The organism is Pseudoalteromonas sp. US3C1013, from assembly GCF_048401115.1.
GTDB classification, from domain to species: Bacteria; Pseudomonadota; Gammaproteobacteria; order Enterobacterales; family Alteromonadaceae; genus Pseudoalteromonas; species Pseudoalteromonas undina.
Map to the genome: position 1 here is coordinate 2118380 of NZ_CP183075.1, position 24125 is coordinate 2142504.

The 24125-nt window shown below is 41.0% G+C and carries 21 protein-coding genes; 7 read left to right on the plus strand and 14 right to left on the minus strand.

Features of this window, described 5'->3' with window-relative positions:
* Positions 1-5: 5 nt before the first annotated feature.
* Positions 6-2036 carry a BCCT family transporter gene (locus ACNSN2_RS09895; protein ID WP_418607216.1) on the plus strand — a complete coding sequence of 677 codons (2031 nt, stop codon included), beginning with the start codon at positions 6-8 and terminating at the stop codon, positions 2034-2036.
* 85 nt (positions 2037-2121) lie between these two features.
* Here the strand turns inward: ACNSN2_RS09895 and ACNSN2_RS09900 are convergent, their stop codons facing one another.
* The 8 genes from ACNSN2_RS09900 to pspA all read right to left on the minus strand — a co-directional run bounded on the left by ACNSN2_RS09900 (position 2122) and on the right by pspA (position 8724).
* The gene (locus ACNSN2_RS09900; protein WP_008111000.1) at positions 2122-2466 is read right to left on the minus strand and encodes a 4a-hydroxytetrahydrobiopterin dehydratase; all 345 of its coding nucleotides are present in this window, start codon (positions 2464-2466) and stop codon (positions 2122-2124) included.
* Between the two features lie 36 nt (positions 2467-2502).
* On the minus strand, positions 2503-3300 hold the full coding sequence (phhA, locus tag ACNSN2_RS09905) for a phenylalanine 4-monooxygenase (RefSeq protein ID WP_418607218.1): 798 nt from the start codon (positions 3298-3300) through the stop codon (positions 2503-2505).
* A 238-nt stretch (positions 3301-3538) separates the two neighbouring features.
* Positions 3539-4720: a methionine gamma-lyase gene (gene megL / locus ACNSN2_RS09910; RefSeq protein WP_075169623.1), complete on the minus strand. Its 1182-nt coding sequence runs from the start codon at positions 4718-4720 to the stop codon at positions 3539-3541.
* A gap of 145 nt (positions 4721-4865) precedes the next feature.
* Positions 4866-5891 carry a TIGR01620 family protein gene (locus ACNSN2_RS09915; protein WP_418607219.1) on the minus strand — a complete coding sequence of 342 codons (1026 nt, stop codon included), beginning with the start codon at positions 5889-5891 and terminating at the stop codon, positions 4866-4868.
* The gene (locus ACNSN2_RS09920) at positions 5888-7306 is read right to left on the minus strand and encodes a YcjX family protein (protein ID WP_054202406.1); all 1419 of its coding nucleotides are present in this window, start codon (positions 7304-7306) and stop codon (positions 5888-5890) included. Before ACNSN2_RS09920 ends, ACNSN2_RS09915 begins: the two co-directional genes overlap by 4 nt.
* A gap of 63 nt (positions 7307-7369) precedes the next feature.
* On the minus strand, positions 7370-7771 hold the full coding sequence (pspC, locus tag ACNSN2_RS09925) for an envelope stress response membrane protein PspC (protein ID WP_054202405.1): 402 nt from the start codon (positions 7769-7771) through the stop codon (positions 7370-7372).
* Positions 7768-8001 (minus strand): envelope stress response membrane protein PspB, encoded by a 234-nt coding sequence (pspB, locus tag ACNSN2_RS09930; protein WP_010388090.1) that lies wholly within the window; start codon positions 7999-8001, stop codon positions 7768-7770. Before pspB ends, pspC begins: the two co-directional genes overlap by 4 nt.
* Positions 8002-8064: 63 nt before the next feature.
* A complete protein-coding gene (gene pspA, locus ACNSN2_RS09935) occupies positions 8065-8724 on the minus strand; it encodes a phage shock protein PspA (RefSeq protein WP_010388087.1) in 660 nt (219 codons plus the stop codon).
* Positions 8725-8910: 186 nt separating this feature from the next.
* On the opposite strand from pspA, the gene pspF reads away from it, so the two are divergent.
* The 6 genes from pspF to ACNSN2_RS09965 are packed head-to-tail and all read left to right on the plus strand — an operon-like array spanning position 8911 to position 15265.
* Positions 8911-9975, plus strand: coding sequence for a phage shock protein operon transcriptional activator (gene pspF / locus ACNSN2_RS09940; RefSeq protein WP_010388085.1), 1065 nt, complete (start codon positions 8911-8913; stop codon positions 9973-9975).
* Positions 9976-9989: 14 nt separating this feature from the next.
* Positions 9990-11597, plus strand: coding sequence for an ABC transporter substrate-binding protein (locus ACNSN2_RS09945; RefSeq protein WP_054202404.1), 1608 nt, complete (start codon positions 9990-9992; stop codon positions 11595-11597).
* Positions 11597-12631 carry an ABC transporter permease gene (locus tag ACNSN2_RS09950; protein ID WP_010388081.1) on the plus strand — a complete coding sequence of 345 codons (1035 nt, stop codon included), beginning with the start codon at positions 11597-11599 and terminating at the stop codon, positions 12629-12631. Before ACNSN2_RS09945 ends, ACNSN2_RS09950 begins: the two co-directional genes overlap by 1 nt.
* A complete protein-coding gene (locus ACNSN2_RS09955; protein WP_010388079.1) occupies positions 12618-13511 on the plus strand; it encodes an ABC transporter permease subunit in 894 nt (297 codons plus the stop codon). Before ACNSN2_RS09950 ends, ACNSN2_RS09955 begins: the two co-directional genes overlap by 14 nt.
* Entirely contained in the window at positions 13512-14504 is a 993-nt protein-coding gene (locus ACNSN2_RS09960) for an oligopeptide/dipeptide ABC transporter ATP-binding protein (protein ID WP_010388077.1), read from the plus strand.
* Complete coding sequence (locus tag ACNSN2_RS09965; RefSeq protein WP_054202403.1) at positions 14504-15265, plus strand: ATP-binding cassette domain-containing protein; 762 nt, start codon at positions 14504-14506, stop codon at positions 15263-15265. The genes ACNSN2_RS09960 and ACNSN2_RS09965 overlap by 1 nt, the downstream gene beginning before the upstream one ends.
* 51 nt (positions 15266-15316) lie before the next feature.
* Here the strand turns inward: ACNSN2_RS09965 and ACNSN2_RS09970 are convergent, their stop codons facing one another.
* From ACNSN2_RS09970 to tig, 6 genes are all read right to left on the minus strand, one after another.
* On the minus strand, positions 15317-17218 hold the full coding sequence (locus ACNSN2_RS09970; RefSeq protein WP_054202402.1) for a SurA N-terminal domain-containing protein: 1902 nt from the start codon (positions 17216-17218) through the stop codon (positions 15317-15319).
* Positions 17219-17391: 173 nt separating this feature from the next.
* Complete coding sequence (locus ACNSN2_RS09975) at positions 17392-17691, minus strand: HU family DNA-binding protein (protein WP_256872136.1); 300 nt, start codon at positions 17689-17691, stop codon at positions 17392-17394.
* A gap of 183 nt (positions 17692-17874) precedes the next feature.
* Positions 17875-20235: an endopeptidase La gene (gene lon, locus ACNSN2_RS09980; RefSeq protein ID WP_054202401.1), complete on the minus strand. Its 2361-nt coding sequence runs from the start codon at positions 20233-20235 to the stop codon at positions 17875-17877.
* Between the two features lie 149 nt (positions 20236-20384).
* Complete coding sequence (clpX, locus tag ACNSN2_RS09985; protein ID WP_010388064.1) at positions 20385-21668, minus strand: ATP-dependent protease ATP-binding subunit ClpX; 1284 nt, start codon at positions 21666-21668, stop codon at positions 20385-20387.
* A 131-nt stretch (positions 21669-21799) separates the two neighbouring features.
* The gene (gene clpP, locus ACNSN2_RS09990) at positions 21800-22417 is read right to left on the minus strand and encodes an ATP-dependent Clp endopeptidase proteolytic subunit ClpP (RefSeq protein WP_008111041.1); all 618 of its coding nucleotides are present in this window, start codon (positions 22415-22417) and stop codon (positions 21800-21802) included.
* Positions 22418-22576: 159 nt separating this feature from the next.
* Positions 22577-23881: a trigger factor gene (gene tig / locus ACNSN2_RS09995; RefSeq protein ID WP_418607223.1), complete on the minus strand. Its 1305-nt coding sequence runs from the start codon at positions 23879-23881 to the stop codon at positions 22577-22579.
* Positions 23882-24125 lie beyond the last annotated feature (244 nt).

Below are 24125 nucleotides of genomic sequence, written 5' to 3' on the forward strand. Positions count from 1 at the left end.
TTAATATGACAAAAACTGCTTTACGCTCAACTATTTTGCTACCTGTATTTTTGCCTGCAGTATTTATTATTCTACTCTTGGTCATTGGTACAAGTAGTAACCCTGAACTCGCAGGTCAGGCATTTAGTGTTGCCCTTGCGTGGATAACAGAAACCTTTGGCTGGTTTTATATGTTATCAGTCGCTATTTTCTTGGTATTTATCGTGTGTGTCGCCGCCTCCAGTTGGGGGAATATAAAACTAGGCCCCGATCATGCACAGCCGCAATACAGCTTTGGTGAGTGGTTTGCCATGCTATTTTCTGCCGGTTACGGCGTAGCGCTACTTTATTTTGGTGTAGCCGAGCCAGTACTGCATTACGCATCCCCGCCATCGGGTGCGGCTGAAACCGTGGATGCCGCTAAGCAAGCAATGCAAATTGCCTTTTTCCATTGGGGATTTCATATTTGGGCTATTTATGGAATTGTTGGTTTAGTGCTGGCTTATTTTGCCTTTCGTCATGGTCTGCCGCTGTCTATTCGTTCAGCCTTGTATCCACTAATTGGTGATAAAATATATGGTCCTATCGGACATACCGTTGATGTATTTGCCATACTAGGCACCTTATTTGGTATTGCGACCACACTCGGACTTTCGGTGACTCAAATCAACGCGGGGCTACACTATTTATGGCCCGATATTCCTATTAATACCACAGTACAAATTACCGCGATTGCTATTATTACCGCCGCAGCAACGCTCTCTGTAATCGCAGGGATGGATAAAGGGGTAAAACGTTTATCAATCGTGAATATGACCTTAGCGGTTTCATTAATGGCCTTTGTATTTTTTATTGGCCCAACTATTCATATTTTAGAATCGTTTTTACAAAACACCGGCAGTTATCTTAGTGGTATTGTTGAGCGGACCTTTAACTTACAAGCCTATAGTCGCAGTGATTGGATTGGGAACTGGACTTTATTTATATTTGGCTGGACGATTGCGTGGGCGCCGTTTGTTGGGATGTTTATCGCAAAAATTAGCCGCGGTAGAACTATTAGGCAATTTGTTGTTGGCGTAATGTTAGTCCCCACTATTTTTACCTTTTTATGGTTTTCAGTGTTTGGCGATACGGCACTGAATTTAATAATGAATGAAGGCTTTGATACGCTCATTGGTGATGTACAAGCAAATCATGCCGTCGCGTTATTTCAATTATTTGAAGTGTTACCGCTCTCATTTTTTATTTCGCTACTCACGGTTATTTTAATTGTTACCTTTTTTGTTACCTCGTCTGATTCCGGCTCTTTGGTAATCGACTCACTCGCTTCAGGTGGAAATATTAATACGCCAGCATGGCAGCGGGTGTTTTGGGCGGTGCTTGAAGGCGCTGTGGCGGCTGTTTTATTAGTGGCAGGTGGTTTAAGTGCACTACAAACCATGACCATTGCCAGTGCCTTACCCTTTGCTATCATTATGCTAATTGCCACTGCGGGGCTTTGGCGAGCGCTAAGAATTGAAGGCCATCGCGATACCAGCCTACAAGCACATTCACTCAATAGTCGTAATATTGATCTATCCCATTGGAAACGCCGTTTAGCGGCTATGGTTAATTACCCCAATAAAGAAAAAGTACATACTTTTATTGGTAGCGTAGTCGTTAAGGCAATGAAAGCCGTACAAGCAGAATTGAAATCTCGACAATGGCATGCCGTGGTCGAATTTGATACTGATTTAGGACGCGCTCATTTAACTGTATTACGTCATGAGCATGTTGATTTTGTTTATGATATTCGCCTTACCGAGCACCCTATGCCGAGCTTTGCTTACTCAGAGCTGCGCCCTGATAACGACAATACTGAAATGTATTATAAGGCTGATGTATTTTTACGTCGTGGTGGTCTGTCGTACGATGTTTATGGCTACAATGAAGATGATATTGTGAAGGATATTCTTGATCAGTTTGAGAACTACTTACACTTTTTAGGTAACAGCCCAGGCGAACTACCTTGGGATATGGCTGAGCATGATGACATGTTAAATACCGATAAAACTTAACTGATACAGCCAGTATTGAGAAAACGGTAATTAAAAATAAAAAAGGCACTGTAAAGTGCCTTTTTATTTACTCAAATCTAATTAATTACAGCGCGTTAAATACATCATCTGTTTTAGCAGCGCAAATGAAGTCATTTTTATGCAGACCTTTAATTGAATGGCTCCACCAAGTCACGGTTACTTTGCCCCATTCGGTTAATAGACCTGGGTGATGCCCTTCGTCTTCAGCCATATCACCTACCTTATTAGTAAACGCAATGGCTTGTTTAAAGTTTTTAAACTTATAAACGCGCTCTAACTGCATAATACCGTCGCGTACTTCTGGCACCCAGTCAGGGATTTTTTTAATTAATTCAGCCAATTCAGCATCAGATACTTTTGGCGCATCTGCATGACAGGCTTCACATTTTTGTGCACTTAATGAAGACATTTTAAATCCTTAGTTTAGCGTTACTTTTTTCAAAAATTAACTAGCTAATTTTTCTTTTGGAGGAAACTTAGGGTCGTGCAAACCAAGTGATTTAGCTTGCTCAACTAAAGTCATTATATCCATTTGAGATATTTCAAACAGATCATGAATCGAATGAATCGTGTAATACAATGGTTGCATAATGTCTATACGGTACGGTGTACGTAGCACATCTAGCACATTCATTGGATTAATCTCTGGTGTATCTGAATACACGTATTGGGTTTCCCCTGGGCTTGATAAAATACCGCCACCGTAAATACGTAATCCTTTTTCAGTTTGCATCAAACCAAACTCAACGGTAAACCAGTACATGCGCGCTAAATAAACGCGGTCTTTTTTCTCTGCCGCGTATCCTAGTTGCCCGTACTTATGAGTAAATTCTGCAAAGTCAGGATTGGTTAGCATGGCACAATGACCAAATATCTCATGAAAAATATCGGGTTCTTGTAAGTAGTCAAATTCTTCACGGCTACGAATGAAGGTAGCTACAGGAAATTGCTTGTTAGCGAGTAACCTAAAAAACTCATCAAAATCGATAAGTGCAGGTACAGGTGCAACCTGCCAACCTGTGGTTGCTAAAAGTACTTCGTTTAGCTCACTCAGCTGTGGGATACGATCATGAGGCAGATTGATTTTTTTCAATCCTTCCATGTACTCATCACAGGCTTTGCCTTCTATGCACGCAAGTTGGCGTGCTACAAGCTCAGACCAAATTTTATTTTCTTCATCGCTCCAATGTATAACCCCATTTTCATCAGGTGTTTTGGAGGTGTAATTACTTGCTTTAGCCATAAATACCTTCTTTGGGATAAAACCCTAAATCGGTGTCAAAATAACAGCCAAATGCTTGGCTATTCGATGTAGCCATACTATGCAAAAGTGAACAAAAGTTTAATAGCTTGACGCAGATCAAAACTTTTGCAGATCACACAGATCGTAAATTTATAATTACAGTAAAGCAAAGATAAAAACACACACCATATTTATTGGGGCCTAAAGATAGAAATATTCGTAAGCATTAATTTACACCTCAAGATATTTTAGTAAATGCTTGGTTGAGATCGTTAATAATATCGTTAACATCTTCAAGTCCAACTGATAAACGAATTAAACCATCACTAATTCCAGCTGCTAGTCTTTCTTCGGGAGTGTATGGCGAATGCGTCATTGATGCAGGGTGTTGAATGAGCGTTTCAGCATCGCCTAAGCTAACCGCTAATGTGCACAGTTGCATACTATCAATAAAATGCTCACCGTCGGTTAAGCTCCCTTTAATTTCAAAGGCAATAACACCGCCAGCCGCTTTCATTTGCTTACCAATATACTTGTAACCCGGGTGAGACTTAAGCCCAGGGTAATACACTTTATTTACTTGCGGATGAGCTTCTAAATACTCAGCAATCGTTTGCGCACTTTGGCAATGGCGTTCAATGCGAATAGCTAAAGTTTTTAAGCCGCGATTTATTAACCACGCATCGTGTGGACTAATAGTGGCACCAATATCTTTAAGCACGGTCATTTTAATCTGTGTAATATGCTCAAGTGAACCACACACAATACCCGCAACAACATCGCCGTGACCATTTAAATACTTGGTCGCGCTATGCATTATAATATCGATACCGTACTTTTTTGGTGACTGCAGCAGCGGGGTTAAAAACGTATTGTCGACCACACTCAGTAAATTATGCTGTTTAGCAACATCGCCAATAAGTGCTAAATCAATCACTGCCATGGTTGGATTGATTGGTGTTTCTACAAATATCATTTTTGAGTTAGGTTTAATGGCTGCGCGCAGTTCACTCTCATTGGTCATATCAACAAAGGTGACTTCAATTCCCCATCGCGGCAACATATGCGAAAAAAAAGCAAAGGTGCAGCCATACAGAGCGCTTGATGCAATTAAATGATCGCCTTGCGATAGGAAGCTTAGTACCGAAGCGGATACCGCACCCATACCTGTTGCCGTGGCGGCGGCGGCCTCACAGCCTTCTAATTGCGCCACTTTTTGCTCAAGTTCAGTAGTGGTTGGGTTACCTAAACGCGTGTAAATATAACCGGGCTCCTCACCTGCAAAGCGGGCAGCACCTTGAGCGGCATTTTCAAAATGGAACGTAGACGTTTGATACAAAGGTGAGGTTAATGCGCCATGGGGGTCGTTTGCTTTTTGTGGGCCATGGATACATTGGGTATTTTGATGATGCTTGCTCATTGTGTGTTCTCGTTTTTATTATGTGTGTCAATAGCATAAATAAAACGCACCGCACTTAAAATCACAAGCATGCCGGATGCTCAGATGGCTATTTGTGCAAACTTTACCCAAAAAGCTGTACACAAATATTGCCAACGAAGTCTCACTACTTAGTTTCAGCTCCCTTACGGCTCATAATTTTACTCGCAATCCCTTGGACTGTGCCTTTTAACAAGCTGCGCTTGTTTTCAAGACGCGGTAAGGGTCGGCTTAACTCCATAGCTTTGTAACCAATACGCGCTGTAAATATACCGGCACTAACACCTTGTGCAGCTCGCCCTGAAAGCTTGCCTAATAATTCAGCACTGAGTGCCGTGGCGGCTAAATCAGATACGAGCTCTGCACTGCCTACAAACATTACTTGCTTAATAAGCATCCGGTAAAGTTTAATACGGCTGGCATAACCAAAGCCAATGCCATATATGCGGCCTATTTGCTCTATTAATTTAGTGCCACTCCACAGTACAGCCATCATATCCACCAGCGCAATTGGGCTTAGAGCAACTAATAAAGCTGACTCTGTTGCAAAACGGTTTATTAACTTTTTAGCTTGATTGTCTTGCGTTATCAGTAAGCTATTCGCGTACAGAGACATTATTTCTTTGTCACTGTGGTGCGTAGCGACCTGATTTTTAAAGTTTTCGAAATTATCTAATTGCTGATGTTTATTAAGCTTTTCAAGCCAAGGTATCGCCCCGCCTACCTGCTCACTATTGAGCAAACGGTTAGCTTCATGGCGGTGTAGCTGATTACGCTTTAAGCTGCGTAACATTCTATATTCACGCCACAATAAACGCGATATCAGTAGTACACCGGTTATTACAGCGGTTAAGTACACCCCACCTAAAATAACCGACTGCTGAAACGCCAATACAATTGAAAATGCGAACTCAAATAATATTAAAACAATAAAGCTCAGTGCAAATAGGCCTTTAAGGGTTTGCCACTTAGACTTTTTATATACAGGCTCAATATCGATTTCAGGTTCAATTAGATCGTCGCTATCTTTGCTAGGCTGCTCACTTTGTCCCTGCTCTACGACTTTAGCCGCTAATAAATCTGGTTCATTCTGCTCAATGTTTTGGGCATTAATACGACGCCCAGCTTGAAATTGGTGTGTTGACTCACTCATGTTAACTTATCTCCTAACAAGTACTGCATCACATGGTCTAAGCGAATGTGCTTAAGCTGTTGATCTGGGCTTGGCATAGGTGCAAATGATAAAAACTCAAACCCATGTGCTGGCCACTCACTTTTATTGAGCATTCTGCTCGGCGGCTGAGGAGGCAGGTAAGTTAGCCACTGTTGTTCATTCAATGGCTTGCCATAGATACAGTCGAGTGTTTGCCCCTTATCAACCACTTGGCGAGACACAGTGGCAGCAATTGATGACATCGCCAGTGTTTCTATTTTTACCCCATCAAATTTTAAGTGATTGCTTTGCTCTTTAACTAACGAATCGAGTAACAGTGCAAGATCTTTGTGATGCTTCGCACTGATGTGATCGGACTTATTAGCAGCAAATAATATTTTATCTATATTAGGTTTAAACAAGCGTTTAAAAAAACCAGAATCACCATAGCTAAAGTGTGACAATAACTGATTGATCACTCGACTTTGCTCAGCCAACGTTTCATAACCTTCATTTAATGCACTCAGTACATCTACCAAGACGATTTGACGGTCAAAATGGCGAAAGTGCTCATTATAAAAAGGTTTAACGACTTCTTTTACGTAAGCATCAAAACGTTTAATTAAATGCGCTAAGTTAGAACCAGCCACTACATCGTCACTGATTTTTTCAGGACTAATTGGAAAAAATAGTAATAATGGTGCACCTTGCAAGTCACCCGGCATTAACATCCGCCCTGGCTGTAACATAGCAAGCTTAGTGTCTTTTTTTAGCCCTACCAACATAGTTTGATAACATCGCGCAATATCAGCCAGTGCGTTTTCATCTACCGGTGCATCTAAATCAAGCTGCTCTATGGATTGTAAAAATTCAGCTGAGCTTTTATCACGTGGCGTTTGGCTAAGTAATGGATATTGTTGCTCGCACCATTGCTCAAAGCTTTGCGCGAGCATAGGTAGGTCAAGCAACCATTCACCAGGATAGTCAATAATATCTAAATACAGCGTCGATTGGGGTGAGAAATGACCGCGCAGACCCGCGTTGCTTTGGTATTTAATCGCCAAACGTAAAGTATTTATTCGTTCGGTAGAAGCGGGCCATGCAGGGTCGCCTTCACTTGGCAGTAAAGCACTTATTGCACGGTTATAATCAAAAGTGGGAACATTTAATGCCTCTTGCGGCACAATTTTAGTAGCAATGTGGCGATGTTCACGCATCACATCAAAAAAAGGTAAGTTGTTGTCATTCGCCTGAGAGGTTAAATGCTTAACTAACGCGCTTATAAACGCCGTTTTACCACTGCCGCTCAGCCCTGTTACGGCAAGTTTAACGTGTTGATCTAAACTACGATGCAGGGCTTTTTGTGCTTTGCCTTTAACGCTTTTAAAGGTCTTTTTTGCAAATGATTGGCTCATAAAGTGTTTTGCACCTTAGTTGCCGTCATTGAGCACGCTGCAAACAAGGTGCTTATCAATCCCTTAAAGTTTATTAATTTCACGGCTGACCGTAAACTCGCTTGAAGTAACGTAGCGTTCCATGTTTTGAAGGCGGCTATCTACACGAGTTAATCGCTCTTTTAAGTCTTGCAGCGCACGACGCGGTGGCTCGCCTTTTTGCCATACTTTAAATTTTACTTCTAGCGGATCACCGCCATACGTTGATTGTGTTTTACTTACAGCACTGGGTTGTTTTTTATCTAAAATAAACCACGCTGCAATATACGCTACCACAAATAATGGGCCACCAGTTAGTAGTACAGCACTAACAAAAATAATGCGAACTAACCATAACTCCATATTAAAGTAGTCACTTAATCCCGCACATACACCGGCAATTTTACCGCGCTGTGGGTCTCTTAATAATTCGCGTTTGGTGTTCATACTTTTTGTCTCCACTGTGGTGACTCTTGATCAAGTAACGCTTCTAATGTCTCGATTCTATCAGTCATTTTTTCAGCTTTTTGAGCAAGCTCCAATAACTGGTGATGCTCATGCTCGCTTAACCCTTGGCTTACCTGCTTTTTGCTTCGGTAGTGTAAAATTAACCACAGTGGTGCAACAAAAATCATAAACAAGATAAAGGGTGCAATTAGTATCTCTGGATCAAACATAATCCTCTCCTGACAATCCGTATTCAATGTTGATGTCAGGGGCACAAGGCCCCTGTTTTATATTTATTTATTCGAGAGTTTCTTTTTAAGTTCAGCTAACTCGTCGTCAATTTTTTCATTCTTTTGTAAATCAGCAATTTCATCTGCTAACGTTTGTTTACCCAAATCGTAAGACTCTATTTGAGATTCTAGCCCATCAATTTTGGTTTCGTAACGTTCAAAACGATTAAGTGCATCATCCACTTTAGAACTATCAAGTGCTTTTTTAACCTCAAGGCGCGACTCAGCCGAGCGTTGACGTAAAATAATCGCTTTTTGACGTGCTTTAGCATCCGCTAGTTTCTCTTGTAGCGTAGTCACTTCTTGCTGTAGTTTCTCGATATGAGATTCTACATGATCAAGTTCACTTTCTACTGCAGCGACTGCATCGGCTGATTTTTGCTTTTCAAGTAAAGCTGAGCGAGCTAAATCATCACGATCTTTGCTCAGTGCTAATTCGGCTTTGTCTTGCCAATCGCTTACTTGGGCTTTTAGTGTATCTACGCGACGTACTAATTCTTTTTTCTCAGCAAGGGTTTTTGCTGACGTAGAGCGTACCTCTACAAGTGTATCTTCCATCTCTTGGATAATAAGACGAACCATTTTTTCAGGATCTTCTGCTTTATCTAAAATGGCATTGATATTAGAATTAACAATGTCTGCAAAACGTGAAAAAATTCCCATAACATATACCTCTATTATTTAATCTAAATGTGTCTGCTTTTATTAGTATCAATATGCTTGCCAACTTTTATATTTTTAAAATACCATTTATTTTCAATATGTTAAATGTAAATTACAAATTACTTTTGTTATCCGCCATAATGAAATACACTAACTGTTAGTAAAAATGACTAAGAGTTAGGAAATATGAGTCAATATCGCCAACAGGACAATTTACTTGGCCAATCAGACAGCTTTTTATCGGTACTTGATCAGGTTTCGCAACTGGCTAACCTAGATAAACCCGTACTTATTATTGGTGAACGTGGTACCGGTAAAGAGCTAATTGCAGCACGTTTACACTTTTTATCCAAACGCTGGGATCAAAGTTACGTCAAGCTTAACTGTGCGGCATTGAACGAAAACCTGCTCGAGAGTGAATTATTTGGTCATGAAAGTGGCGCTTTCACAGGCGCAAGTAAACGCCATGAAGGCCGGTTTGAGCGCGCCAATAGTGGTACCTTGTTCTTAGATGAGTTAGCAAATACCTCTGCCATGGTGCAAGAAAAGCTATTAAGAGTGATTGAGTATGGTGAGTTTGAGCGTGTTGGCGGCAAGCAAACCGTTAAAGTAGACACTCGCTTAGTCTGTGCAACCAATGAAGACTTACCCCATTTAGCACAACAAGGTGAATTTAGAAGTGATTTACTCGATAGACTCGCGTTTGATGTGATCACCTTACCGCCACTGCGTGAACGTCAAGATGACATTATGTTGCTGGCTGAACAGTTTGCGATGAACATGGCACGAGACCTTGAGTGGGAGCTATTTAGTGGTTTTACCCGCAGTGCACAAGAAAGTTTACTCAGTTATGAGTGGCCGGGTAATGTCCGTGAACTTAAAAATGTGGTAGAACGAAGTCTGTATCGCCACGGCAATGAACATATTCCTGTACATAAAATTATTTTAGACCCATTCGAAAGTCGCTTTAGACCTAAAGCCCGCATAAAACATGCACAAGCACCTGCTATAATACAATCTGAACCGACTACTCATGCACAGCCTATAGAAGCGCCTGTAGCATTGAGTTCAAGTACCAAAGAACCTGAGTTTCCATGCGACTTAAAAACGCTCTCTAATGAATTTGAAATTACATTGATAAAAAAAGCATTAGAACATAGCCAATTTAATCAAAAGAAGACTGCAGAAGTACTTGGTTTAACGTATCATCAACTACGTGGTTATTTGAAAAAATACAATTTGCTAGAATAGTAGAGGTTGTGCGGGTGCATAAATTATTACTTGCTTTAATATCATTGAGCTTAGTAGGTTGCATTGATAGTAAAGAAGAAATCTTAGAAGAAAAAAACCAAGGCCTTGTTTATTGCGCCGAGGCTAACCCTGTGTCGTTTAACCCACAAGTCACAACCACAGGATCGACTATCGATATTATTGCTAACCAGTTATACGACCGGTTAATTAGTATTGACCCCGTGACCGCCGAATTTAAGAGTGAACTTGCCACTGATTGGAAGATCAGTAAAGACGGTAAATCGGTTACCTTCACTTTGCGCAAAGGAGTTAAGTTTCATACCACCTCTTATTTTACTCCTAGTCGTGAATTTAACGCTGATGATGTAATATTTACTTTTAGTCGATTATTCGACGTTTATAATCCTTATCACTTTATTGGCGATGCTAATTACCCTTACTTTCAAAGTGTGGGGATTGACCAGCTAATTCGTAAAATTGTTAGAGTCTCTGATCATCAAGTACGATTTGAGTTATTTAATGCCGAGAGCAGCTTTTTAGCTAATATGGCGACCGATTTTGCTGTCGTGCTCTCTAAAGAATATGCCATGGCGCTCAAAGCTAATAATCAAGAAAACCTATTTGATCAATACCCGATTGGCACAGGCCCCTATATTTATAAAGAGTACCGACGCGATCATTTAGTGCGCTTTTATAAAAACGCTGATTATTGGAAGCATGAGGTTGCCCTTGAGCAATTGGTGTACGACATTACCCCAAATGGTACCACCCGTATCGCTAAAATATTGACCAAAGAGTGTGATGTAACCGCACACCCGAGTAGTGCCCAATTAAGTATTTTAGCGCAGCGTGATGATATTAACGTTGAAAGAGAAACTAACTTAAATATTGGTTACTGGGCATTTAATACCGAGCGTCCACCGTTTGATAACTTAAAAGTACGTCAAGCATTGGTTCATGCCATTGATGTAGATAAAATAATGCAAGCGGTATATTACGGGAATGGACTGCGTGCACAATCTATTCTTCCGCCTACGTCATGGGCATTTGAACTACAAAAAAACATGCCTATTTTTGACCCACAGTTAGCAAAAAAATTATTAACTGAAGCAGGTTTTCCAAAAGGCTTTGATATGAGCATTTGGGCTATGCCGGTAAGCCGTATTTATAACCCCAACGCCCGCAAAATGGCTGAGCTAATGCAAAGTGATTTACGCAAAATTGGCGTTAATGTAAATATTGTAGAATATGAGTGGAACACCTTTATTCAACGTATTGGAGAGCATCGCCACGACAGTGTGTTATTAGGTTGGGCAGCTGATACGCCTGATCCCGATAACTTTTTTAGCCCATTATTAAGTTGTACTGCGACATTCAGCGGCAAAAACCCTGCAAACTGGTGTAACCCTGAATTTGATTTACTGCTAACCAAAGCGTTAGACACCACAGATTTAAATTTACGTAAACAATATTACGACGCAGCACAAAGCATGATCATCAAACAATTGCCTTTACTGCCAATTGCCCATGGCATGCGTTTTCAAGCAAGTAGCGCAGATGTTGAGGGCATTACCTTAGGGCCATTCGGTGCTATTTCGTTGGCTAACGCGAGGAAAAAATAATGATCTTAGATTATATTTTACGCCGCCTCGGACTGTTATTTTTTATGGTGTTGCTACTCAGTATTTTTACCTTTTCGTTGAGTTATTTATTTCCTGGCGATCCGCTCAGTAACTTAAGCGGCATACCTGACACTAACTTTACCCAAAATGCGCAGTTAGAAGAAAAGTACTTATTTAACAGTAACTACTTTATGCAGTACATCGCCTTTGTAGGACGAATTTTACAAGGGGATTGGGGAATGTCATTCGCCTCGGGGAGCAGTGTTTTCGCCCATGTGGTTGATTTAATTCCTGCAACGTTAGAGCTAAGTATCTATGCGTTATTTATTTCGGTGGTAGTGGGTGTGCCTGTCGGTATTTTAGCATCGGCATATAATAAACAATGGCCTGATAAATTTATTAGCTCTACAGCGATGATTGGCTATTCTATGCCGATTTTTTGGCTGGCATTATTATTAATTATGATTTTTTCGCTCAAGCTTGGCTGGTTTCCCATGTCGGGGCGAGTGAGCTTGTTGTATGAGATACCCGCGAGCACAGGATTTATTTTGCTGGATATTTTACTCGCTGATTTTCCTTACAATGGTTTGGCCATGTTAGATGCGCTGCATCACCTTACTTTACCTACTATTGTACTTGCTATGTATCCAACCACGGTATTAGTGCGCTTTACTCGCGAATCGATGTTAAAAGTGATGGATCAAAACTTCATTAAAACAGCTCGCGCCAAAGGGCTTACTCGTGGGCAGCTTATTATTCATCACGCCCTAAGAAATGCCTTACTACCGGTTATAAAACAAATAGGTTTGCAGTTTAGTACCTTGATCACCCTAGCGATGATCACTGAAGTTATTTTTTCGTGGCCTGGGATCGGTCGCTGGTTAATAGACAGTATTTATCAACGTGATTATCCCGCCATACAAGGTGGGTTAATGGCCGTCTCTTTATTTATTATTATTGCCACAATTATGGCCGAACTGACCTACACCCTACTCGATCCTCTGTCTCGGAACCAAGCGCATGGCAAAGTTTAACTTATTTTCAGAAGATTCAAATAAATCGCCATTAGCGAGACTCTGGCGAAAGTTTAAAAATAACCACCCTGCACTGGTTGGTTTATGGGTGTTTATTGCCTTTAGCCTGTTAGCGGCTACCGCGCCTTTTCTTGCGCCTTATGGGGTAAATCAACAGCACAGTGATGCACTATTACTGCCTCCCTCGTGGAATGAAATGGGCGATGTGCGGTTTATACTTGGCACCGATGATTTAGGCCGAGATGTGCTGTCTCGTTTAATGAATGGCGCCACATATACGTTCGGGTTATCGGTTGTGGCTGCACTGATCACCACTGTTATTGGTGTGTTGGTAGGTACCTTTGCAGGGATCAGTAAAGGCATACGTTCTAGTTTTTTGAACCACTTACTGGATGTAACGCTGTCAATTCCCTCATTGTTACTGGCCATCATTATTATTGCCATACTCGGGCCTGGATTAATGAATACCGTATGGGCAATTATTTTAGCCTTATTACCCCAGTTTATTCATTCAATTAGAAACCTGATAGTTGACGAACTTGGCAAAGATTATGTTACAGCCTACCGCTTAGATGGCGCCTCTAAATGGCATATTTTATCACGCGGGATTTTTCCTAATGTGTATGAATATATTGTAGTTATTTTTACGATGGCGCTTTCTACTGCTATTTTAGATATTGCGGCATTAGGTTTTTTAAAACTGGGTGCACAGCCGCCGACTACTGAATGGGGCGCAATTTTAGCAGAGAACTTAGGACTTATATATTTAGCACCTTGGACGGTAGCATTGCCGGGCGTGCTGTTATTTTTAGCGGTTCTTTCAACAAACTTAGTGGGCGATGGACTTCGCAAAGTTTTACAAGCGCGTAAGGCCGATTAGATGCAGTTACTAGATATTCGAAATTTAACCATTGAACTTCAAACTTCCGAAACCGCCATTCGTGCTGTTGATCGCGTAAGCTTTAGTTTAAAAGAAGGTGAAGTACACGCTTTAGTGGGCGAATCAGGCTCTGGCAAAAGCTTAATTGCAAAAGCCATCGTCGGCGTGCTTAATGAGCGCTGGGTGATAACCGCAGATAGAATGCATTGGCGTGGTGTTGACTTAATGCGCTTAACACCAGAGCAACGCCGTAAAACAGTTAGCCAAGACATTGCGATGATTTACCAAGACCCCAGTCGCTGTCTAGATCCTACTGCTAAAATATTTAACCAAATCGCTGAAACACTGCCTGAAGTGGCTGCTAAAGGATTTTTCTTAAAACGCAACCGAGAGCGTAAAGATCGTGTTAAAGCCTTAATACATAAAGTAGGTATTAAAAATCATGAAGCGGTGCTTGATAGCTACCCGCATGAGCTCTCTGAGGGCGTATGCCAAAAGGTTATGATAGCCATGGCGATTGCCCGTACACCGAAGCTACTCATTGCTGATGAGCCTACAACCGCACTAGAAAGCACCACCCGTGCACAGGTGTTTAGGTTATTAAAAAGTTTAAATCAGCTAAAGAACATGTCTATTTTGATGATCTCTCATGAGCTGGAAGAAATTGTTAATTGGTCGCATGGTATTCATGTGTTGTACTGCGGTCAAATGGTTGAAGCAGGTCCAACACACCGTATTTTTAGCCAACCTCGTCATCCGTATACGCAGGCTTTACTAAAAAGCCTGCCCGATTATGAGCATGGTTTAGCCCATAAAGAACCCTTTTATGCGCTTAAAGGCACCATACCAACATTACAACATTTACCGATTGGTTGTCGACTCGGTCCACGTTGCCCACAAGCACAAAAAGAATGTGTGGTTGCGCCTAAACTTTCAAAGCATCATGGTCATAGCTACGCCTGTCACTTCCCGCTGATCAAGGAAATAAAATAATGCAGCCACTGTTAAAAGTTCAAGCCTTATCAAAAACCTTTAACATGCGAGCGGGTCTGTTTAGCCGTAAAAAGTTTGATGTTTTAAAAAACATCTCATTTTGTATTGGTAAAGGTGAAACAATTGCCATTATTGGTGAAACAGGCTCAGGAAAAAGTACCCTGGCTAAATTATTAGTGGGTGCATACAGTGCCGATAGCGGGCAGATATTATTGGAGAATAACACTATAGAAAACAATGGTAATCGTGATGCGCAGTGTCGTTATATCCGAATGATTTTTCAAGACTCCGCCACCTCATTAAACCCAGCAGTGACCATTGCTGAAATGCTCGATGATTGCCTAAAATTCAATACTGATTTTGATAAAACTCAACGTAGTGAAAAAATTGGTAGTACGCTGCTTAAAGTGGGTCTACTGGTCGATCATCAGCAATACTATCCGCATATGTTTAGTGTGGGGCAATTACAGCGTGTAGCGCTCGCTCGCGCGCTTATATTAGATCCTAAGGTCGTTGTACTCGATGAGGCACTTTCATCGCTTGACCCTTCTGTAAGAGCGCAAATAGTAAATCTATTACTTAAACTACAGCTTGAAACTGGATTAACCTATATTTTGATCACCCATCATTTAAGTTTAGTGCGCCATATTAGCGACCAGCTAGTGGTACTCAATAAGGGTGAGATTGTTGAATACGGCGCTACAGAAACTATTTTTCAAAACCCGCAATCAAAGGTTACTCAGCGCTTATTGAGTTGTTAATGTCTAAACAAAAAAGGCGCCAATTGGCGCCCTTTTTAATTTAGCTATTACTTATTCAGCTGCTTGAGCTGCTTTTGGTACATTAAGCTCTGCTTGTTGCTTAAGCGATTCAATGAATACCGTATAGTTTTTCTGCGCTTGCGCCATAGTAATGTTTTGCTTCATTTGTGGCTCAATGTTGTCACTCACTGGTGCATCATTTACCGCTTTAAGCGCAACAATCGCTGCATCGCCATTATTTAAGTTAACCATATCATATACAGCCGCATCACTAGGATGTGCCATCTTGAATACTTGGGTAACGATAGCAGGTGAAACAGCAAAGCTTTCACGAGTTAGTTGCGACTCTTGACGAACGTTTAGTGATTGCTCAGCAGCCACATCGTTTAAGCTCTTGCCTTCTTTTACTTGTGCAAATAAGGTGCGTGCTTTTTCTTTTGCAAGGTCTGATGCCTTTTCATTCATTAAGCGTGTTTTAATTTGCTCACTTACCTCGCTTAATGCTTTCGTTGCCGCAGGTTGGTGCTCATTTACACGCACCACAATCACGTGCTCATTACCAAGCTCAATTACTTCTGAATTGACTTTATCTTCTAGTAGTTCAACTGATGATAAGGCAGTCACAACCGCTGGGTTATTAAGCGGCTCAGGAAGCGCGCTAAGCGCTAGTAAAGAAGTAGATTGTACTTCTACACCCGCCACTTCAGCAGCATCGTCTAAGCGATCAGAAATCTCAAAGGCTAATGCCCCCATTTCTGTTTGCTTCTCGTAAAACGCATCTACTTTTTCAGCTTGCTCAAGTTCAGCTCGTAAGTCAGCTTTAACCTCATCAAACGGTTTAACTTGTTGAGTTTGTAGATCAGTCAGTTTGATGATGTGATAACCAAATTCAGAGGCAACAACGTCAGAGTAATCACCTTTGTTTTGCAATGCGAACGCTGCATCTTCAAATGCTGGTTCCATAACATCACGTTCAATCCACTCTAAATCGCCACCCATTTCGGCACTAACAATGTCATCTGACGATGTCTCTGCTAGCTCAGCAAAATCAGCACCTGCGTTAAGCTGGGCAAGTAACGACTCAGCTTTCGCTTTAGCCGCATCATCATCTTCGCTATTGTCGATTAGAATATGCGATACACGACGCTTTTCTGGCTCAACATATTGCGCTTTACTCTGCTCGTAATATGCTTTTACATCATCTTCGCTTACCGATGCAACATCAATATCATCTGCATTTAGTTCGATGTAATTAACTGAAATTAATTCAGGTGATAAAAATTGACCTGCGTTTAATTCATAGTAATCCGCAACTTCTTGCTCTGTAACTTCAACATCAGCTTGCATTGCTTGTTTATCAATTACTAAATAATCAATGCTTCGTGTTTGCTGTTGCAACGCAATGGCTGATTTAAGCTCATTTGGCAGCGCAAAATCAGTACCCGCAACGGCAGATACTAACTGGCTACGCGTCATATCATCACGCAGGTATTCACGAAATGCGTCAGGTTGAAAATTCATTTGACGAATAACTTGTAAATAACGGTCGTTATTAAACTTATCGCCAATTTTAAAATAAGGTAGCTCTAAAATTGTTTTACGAACGCTTTCATCACTTACGCGCAAACCAAGCTCGGCAGCTAACTGACTTTGTAATTCTTGTTGTACTAAACGGTCAATCACACCTTGACGGATTTGAGCCATGTAAGTTGGATCAGCTGCTATTTGGGTAAAGTACTCACCAAATTGTTGTTCTAAGCGGCTACGTTCATTTTGAAACGCACGGCTAAATTCTGTTTGGCTAATTTTAATTCCATTTACTTCAGCAACGGGTTGTTCTGTGGTTTGACCTAAGTAACTACCGATCCCAGCTAAGGCAAAAGATAAAATCACCGCGCCTAAAATGACTTTGGCTACCGGCCCTTGCGAACCTTCTCTGATTTTCTCAAGCATTTGTTTATCTCTTTTCTGAGCAAGGTATTTTCTACCTTGTCATATGTAAAAAAAGCGTATCTTACCAGATACGCTTTTTCACTTGAAGTAACTGGCGGTGAAGTAACTTAATTTATCGATTGCAATAATTAAGCGTATCTTTACTCGCCATAACTAAATTGTTTACACAATGATTAGTTTACTGCGTCTTTAAGCGCTTTACCGGCTTTAAAAGCTGGGATGTTAGCTGCAGCAATTTGAATCGTTTCACCAGTTTGTGGGTTACGACCTGCACGAGCAGCACGCTCACGTACAGAGAAAGTACCAAAACCAACAAGTGCAACTGAGTCACCATCTTTTAGCGCGCCAGATACAGATTCGATGAATGAATCTAGTGCACGACCTGCAGCCGCTTTAGAAATGTCAGCATCAGCTGCGATTTGATCGATTAATTGAGATTTATTCACAATATCATCCTCTTTCATTGTTGTTATCAAGAGCGATTGTTTTTTAAACTAACATCACTGTTTTGAAATTTTTGAGCAATTTTTTTAAAGCTCATATGATTATATTTTTCTTAAGCCTAGGCCCTGCAAGGGCTAGGCTTGAAAACCAGTGCTTAACTTATCATACCGTTTAGATTTGAAAAGCCCCTAAAAGCACTTTTTTTGGCTTTTTTACTGCTTTTTTGGTGTTTCGACTGAAAAACTATCAACTGGATGCACTAAAGCAAGCTTCAATACTTCGTCAATCCACGTAACAGGGTGAATCTCAAGACCCGCCAATACGTTATCAGGTATCTCTTTTAAGTCACGTTCGTTAATTTTAGGGATCACCACCGTTTTAATACCACCTCGGTGAGCCGCTAATAATTTCTCTTTTAAACCACCAATAGGCAGTACTTCACCTCGTAGGGTAATCTCACCCGTCATGGCCACATCAGAGCGCACTGGATTGCCCGTTAGGCTTGAAACCAAACACGTAACCATTGCGATACCCGCACTTGGACCATCTTTAGGAGTTGCACCCTCAGGTACATGCACGTGAATATCACGTTTTTCATAAAAGTCGCTATTAATACGTAGCTCATCAGCACGATTACGCACAACAGTCATTGCCGCTTGAATCGACTCTTGCATTACATCGCCTAACGAGCCGGTGTAAGTCAATTTGCCTTTACCTGGTACTGCAGCACATTCAATCGTTAGTAAGTCACCGCCTACTTCTGTCCATGCTAGGCCAGTTACTTGGCCTATACGGTCGCCATCTTCTGCTTTACCATAATCAAAGCGTTGCACACCTAAGTACTCTTCAAGGTTATCTGCATCGATAGTGACCGTTTTGGTGTCTTTTTCCATTAAGATATTTTTAACCGCTTTACGGCATAATTTAGACACTTCACGCTCTAAGTTACGAACGCCCGCTTCACGCGTGTAATATCGAATAATACCGATAATGGCACTGTCAGCAATTTCAACTTCTTTCTCTTTTAAGCCATTACGCTTAACTTGCTTTGGAATTAAATGTTCTTTAGCTATATTTAATTTTTCATCTTCGGTATAACCGGCTAAACGAATAACTTCCATACGGTCCAATAAAGGCCCAGGAATATTAAAGCTATTAGAGGTAGCAACAAACATTACATCAGATAAGTCGTAATCGACTTCTAGGTAATGATCAGCAAAATGGCTGTTTTGCTCAGGATCAAGTACTTCAAGTAAAGCTGATGCAGGGTCTCCACGCATATCCGCTGACATTTTATCAATTTCATCTAACAAGAATAACGGGTTTTTAACGCCCACTTTAGTCATGTTTTGAATCAATTTACCAGGCATAGAGCCAATATAAGTACGACGGTGACCACGTATCTCAGCTTCATCACGTACACCACCCAGTGCCATACGAATGTACTTACGGCCAGTTGAACGCGCAATAGATTGCCCAAGAGAGGTTTTACCTACCCCTGGCGGCCCAACTAAACACAAAATAGGCCCTTTAAGCTTATTAGTACGCTGCTGTACCGCGAGGTATTCAATAATACGCTCTTTAACTTTATCAAGTCCGTAGTGATCGCTATCTAGTATTTTTTGCGCGCCTGCTAAATCTTTTTTCACTTTAGAGCGTTTTTTCCACGGTACGTTGATTAACGTATCTATGTATGAGCGAACAACACTAGCTTCTGCCGACATCGGCGACATCATTTTAAGTTTGTTAAACTCTGCCGTGGCTTTTTCTTTCGCTTCGTTAGGCATACCTGACTCTTCGATGCGTTTTTTTAGCGCTTCGAATTCATCTGGTACATCGTCAATTTCGCCAAGCTCTTTTTGAATCGCTTTCATTTGCTCATTGAGGTAATACTCACGCTGCGATTTTTCCATCTGCTTTTTAACGCGGGTACGAATTTTTTTCTCAACTTGCAGTAAGTCTATTTCACCTTCCATCAACGCCATTAAGTACTCTAAGCGCTCCGTAACGCTTGATATTTCAAGTACTTTTTGTTTTTCAGGCACTTTTAATGGCATGTGCGCAGCCATGGTATCAGCAAGACGCGCTGGCTCATCAATACCAGAGACCGAAGTCATCACTTCAGGTGGGATTTTTTTATTTAATTTTACGTAGCCTTCAAACTGGCTTAATGCACTGCGAATAAAAATATCTTGTTCTTGCTCGTTTACTGAATCAGATTCAATAAACTGAGCATTGGCAACAAAGAAATCTTCGTTATCAATAAACTCTTCGATATTTGCACGCTGCGTGCCTTCAACTAATACTTTTACTGTACCATCGGGTAGCTTTAATAATTGAAGTACAGTCGCAATTGTCCCTACACGATAAATATCGTCTTTCTCAGGCTCGTCTACAGTTGCATCTTTTTGTGCAACTAAGAAAATTTGTTTGTCTTTATCCATTGCCGCTTCAAGGCATTTTATTGATTTTTCACGGCCTACAAAAAGCGGGATCACCATGTGTGGATACACCACTACATCGCGCAGTGCTAGCACAGGGATTTCGACTCGATCGTTTCTCTCAAGCGTCATTGTATTTTCTCTTTGCACTTCATTTATTTAAAGATTACTCAAGTATATGGGGATAACCTAATTAAAGTTCAACAATTTTTGCCAACTCGATTAAATTAATTATAAAAAAAGGAGCCATTGGCTCCTTTTTTTTACAACTTGCTCAGAATTTAATCTGCTGCGGCTTGTTCTTGATTACTGCTGTCATAAATCAAGATTGGATCAGACTCACCTTTAATAACGGTTTCATCAACAACCACTTTACTTACGTTATCAATTGAAGGCAGCTCATACATAGTATCAAGCAATACACCTTCTACGATTGAACGCAGGCCACGTGCACCGGTTTTACGTTCCATTGCTTTGTGAGCAATAGCACGTAGTGCATCATCACGAAATTCAAGCTCAACGTCTTCCATCCCAAACAATACTGAAAATTGCTTAGTAATAGCGTTTTTAGGCTCACTTAAAATTTGTACCAGTGCAGCTTCATCAAGTTCAGTCAATGTAGCAACAACAGGTAAACGGCCAATAAACTCTGGAATTAAACCATATTTTACTAAATCTTCTGGCTCAACATCTTTAAATGTTTCACTTAAAGAGCGGCTCGCTGCCGACTCTTTAACGTTAACGCCAAAACCAATGCCAGTATTTTTGTGGCTACGCTGTTCAATAACTTTATCAAGACCAGCAAATGCGCCACCACAAATAAACAGAATTTTAGAAGTGTCTACTTGCAGGAACTCTTGCTGTGGATGTTTACGTCCACCTTGTGGCGGAACAGAAGCAACGGTACCTTCAATCAATTTAAGTAAGGCTTGTTGTACACCTTCACCTGATACATCACGGGTGATTGATGGGTTATCTGATTTACGTGAAATTTTGTCAATTTCATCAATGTAAACAATACCACGTTGTGCTTTTTCTACGTCGTAGTCACATTTTTGTAAAAGCTTTTGAATGATGTTTTCAACATCTTCACCCACATAACCGGCTTCGGTTAACGTGGTGGCATCGGCCATTGTAAACGGCACATCTAGCAAACGTGCTAACGTTTCAGCTAGTAGTGTTTTACCACTCCCCGTTGGACCAATTAATAAAATATTACTTTTACCTAGTTCAACGTCTTGTTTAGTTGATTGGTTGCGTAAACGCTTGTAGTGATTGTAAACCGCTACAGACAACACTTTTTTCGCATGCTCTTGGCCAATTACGTAGTCGTCTAAGTGGTTACGAATTTCTTTTGGCACAGGTAATTTGTCAGCGGCATCATGCTTAGGCGCGATGTCTTTAATTTCTTCCCTGATAATATCATTACACAGCTCTACACATTCATCACAAACGTATACTGAAGGTCCTGCAATTAATTTTCGAACTTCATGCTGGCTTTTGCCGCAAAAAGAGCAGTATAACAATTTATTACTTTTGTCGCCGTCTGTAGGAGTGTCAGACATTCAGCTACCTCATTTTATTACGTTGGCCACCAAAGTCTTGGTGGCTATTTTAATACGCTTTAACTATACCAAAATTTAGGCTTTTTCGCATAGTAACTCTCATTAGCAAGCATTACTGCTTGCAGGCATACTTACTTGCTACCGCGATTAGTAAATACTGAGTCAACAATACCGTAATCTACAGCTTGGCTTGCACTCATAAAGTTATCACGGTCTGTATCACGTGAAACAACATCAAGCGGTTGGCCAGTATGCTCAGCCATTAAGCGATTTAATTTGTCTTTAATAGACAGGATTTCTTTCGCGTGTATTTCAAAATCAGATGCTTGACCTTGGAATCCACCTAATGGTTGGTGAATCATTACACGTGAATTAGGTAAACAAAAACGTTTACCCTTAGCACCACCAGATAGTAAAAACGCACCCATGCTAGCCGCTTGGCCCACACAAATAGTACTTACATCAGGTTTGATGAAATTCATTGTATCGTAAATAGCCATTCCCGCAGTGACCGAGCCACCCGGTGAATTGATATATAAGAAGATATCTTTATCTGGGTTCTCTGATTCTAAGAAAAGCATTTGCGCTAAAATCAGATTTGCCATGTTGTCTTCAACTTGGCCCGTTAAAAAGATAATACGCTCTTTTAATAGTCTCGAATAAATATCAAACGAGCGCTCGCCTTTAGCTGTTTGCTCAACAACCATTGGTACTAATGCGTTTAGGGGATCTGTCATACCAGTGTTCATACTTATTTAATTCCTTATGCGCTTATACTTATTCTAAGAAAAGCATAATGATCATTTTTAGCTAATTAAGAACCACAAACTAAAATGGCCCGGGCACACTGCATAAACAGAGTAACACGAGCCATTTAATCGTTAGCGAGCGCTTAAGTCAATGACTTATTATGCACCTTGCTGTGGATTCATGATGTCATCAAATGCTTTTTCAACATCAGTCACAGTTGCTTTAGCTAAAATAGCTTCAACAGCTTGCTCTTCCATTGCTACATTACGCATTTGTTGCATTAGTTGATCATTTGCTTTGTAGTATTCTACTACTTCAGTTGGATCTTCGTATGCAGATGCTACAGTAGCGATAAGTGCTTCAACTTTAGCGTCATCAACTTTGATGTCGTTTGCTTTGATCACTTCGCCTAATAATAGGCCAGTTTTAACTCGTGTAACTGCTTGCTCATGGAACAATTCAGCTGGAAGCTCAGGCATATTTTGACCGTTACCACCAAAACGTTGAGCAGCTTGCTCACGTAAAGCGTCAACTTCTTGGTCGATTAATGCTTTAGGCACTTCAACTTCGTTTTGCTCTAAAAGACCTTTGATTGCTTGGTCTTTTACGTTAGCTTTAACCGCTTGGTCTAGCTCACGTGTCATGTTCTTTTTAACTTCTTCTTTAAGCGCGTCTACGCCGCCTTCGGCAACACCGAATTTAGTTGCAAACTCATCGCTTAATTCAGGTAATTCTTGCGCTTCAACTTTTTTCACTGTGATAGTGAATTGAGCCGCTTTACCTTTTAAGTTTTCAGCGTGGTAATCTTCAGGGAAGTTTACGTCAGCAACCACTTCTTCGCCTGCTTTTTTGCCTACGATGTTGTCTTCAAAACCTGGGATCATACGACCTTGGCCAAGTTCTAATGGGAAATCTTCAGCTTTGCCGCCTTCGAATTCTTCACCGTCGATAGTACCAACGAAATCAACCGTTACACGGTCGTTTGTGCCAGCAGCTGCATCAACGTCAGCCCAAGAAGCGTGTTGCTTACGAAGTGTCTCTAGCATGTTTGCTAAATCTTCATCAGTTACTTCTGCCGCTGGTTTTTCAACAGCAATTTTATCTAAACCTTGAACTTCAACTTCAGGGTAAACTTCAAATGTTGCTGAGAACTCTAAATCTTTACCTGCTTCAAGTGCTTTTGGAGCAAATGTAGGTGCGCCAGCAGGGTTAATTTTTTCAGCAACAATTGCTTCAATGTAATTACGTTGCATTACTTCGCCAGCAACTTCTTGACGAACAGCTGGTCCGAAACGCTTGTTGATTACTGATACTGGAACTTTACCAGCACGGAAACCGTCGATACGCTGCGTTTTTGACAGTTGTTGTAAGCGTTTTTTTACTTCGGTCTCAACGTTCTCTGCAGGAACGGTGATGGTCAGACGGCGCTCAAGGCCTTGAGTCGTCTCAACAGAAACTTGCATGATTTACCTCAATATTCAATTTTGGCGACTTTTCGCCTTCATTACAAACAAAGTAATCTATAGGCGTCTTGATAAAATTCAAGCCTTAGAGCTTAAAAAAATCCGTCGCTACCAGGAGATACCATTGCTGCTCTGCCCTAAGGGCACTATATTTTTAAACAAATAGACGCGGCATTATAACCTAATATTCATGATAGTCGAGTGTGGGGGGCAATTATTTGGGGTAGTTAAAGGCAGATAACGA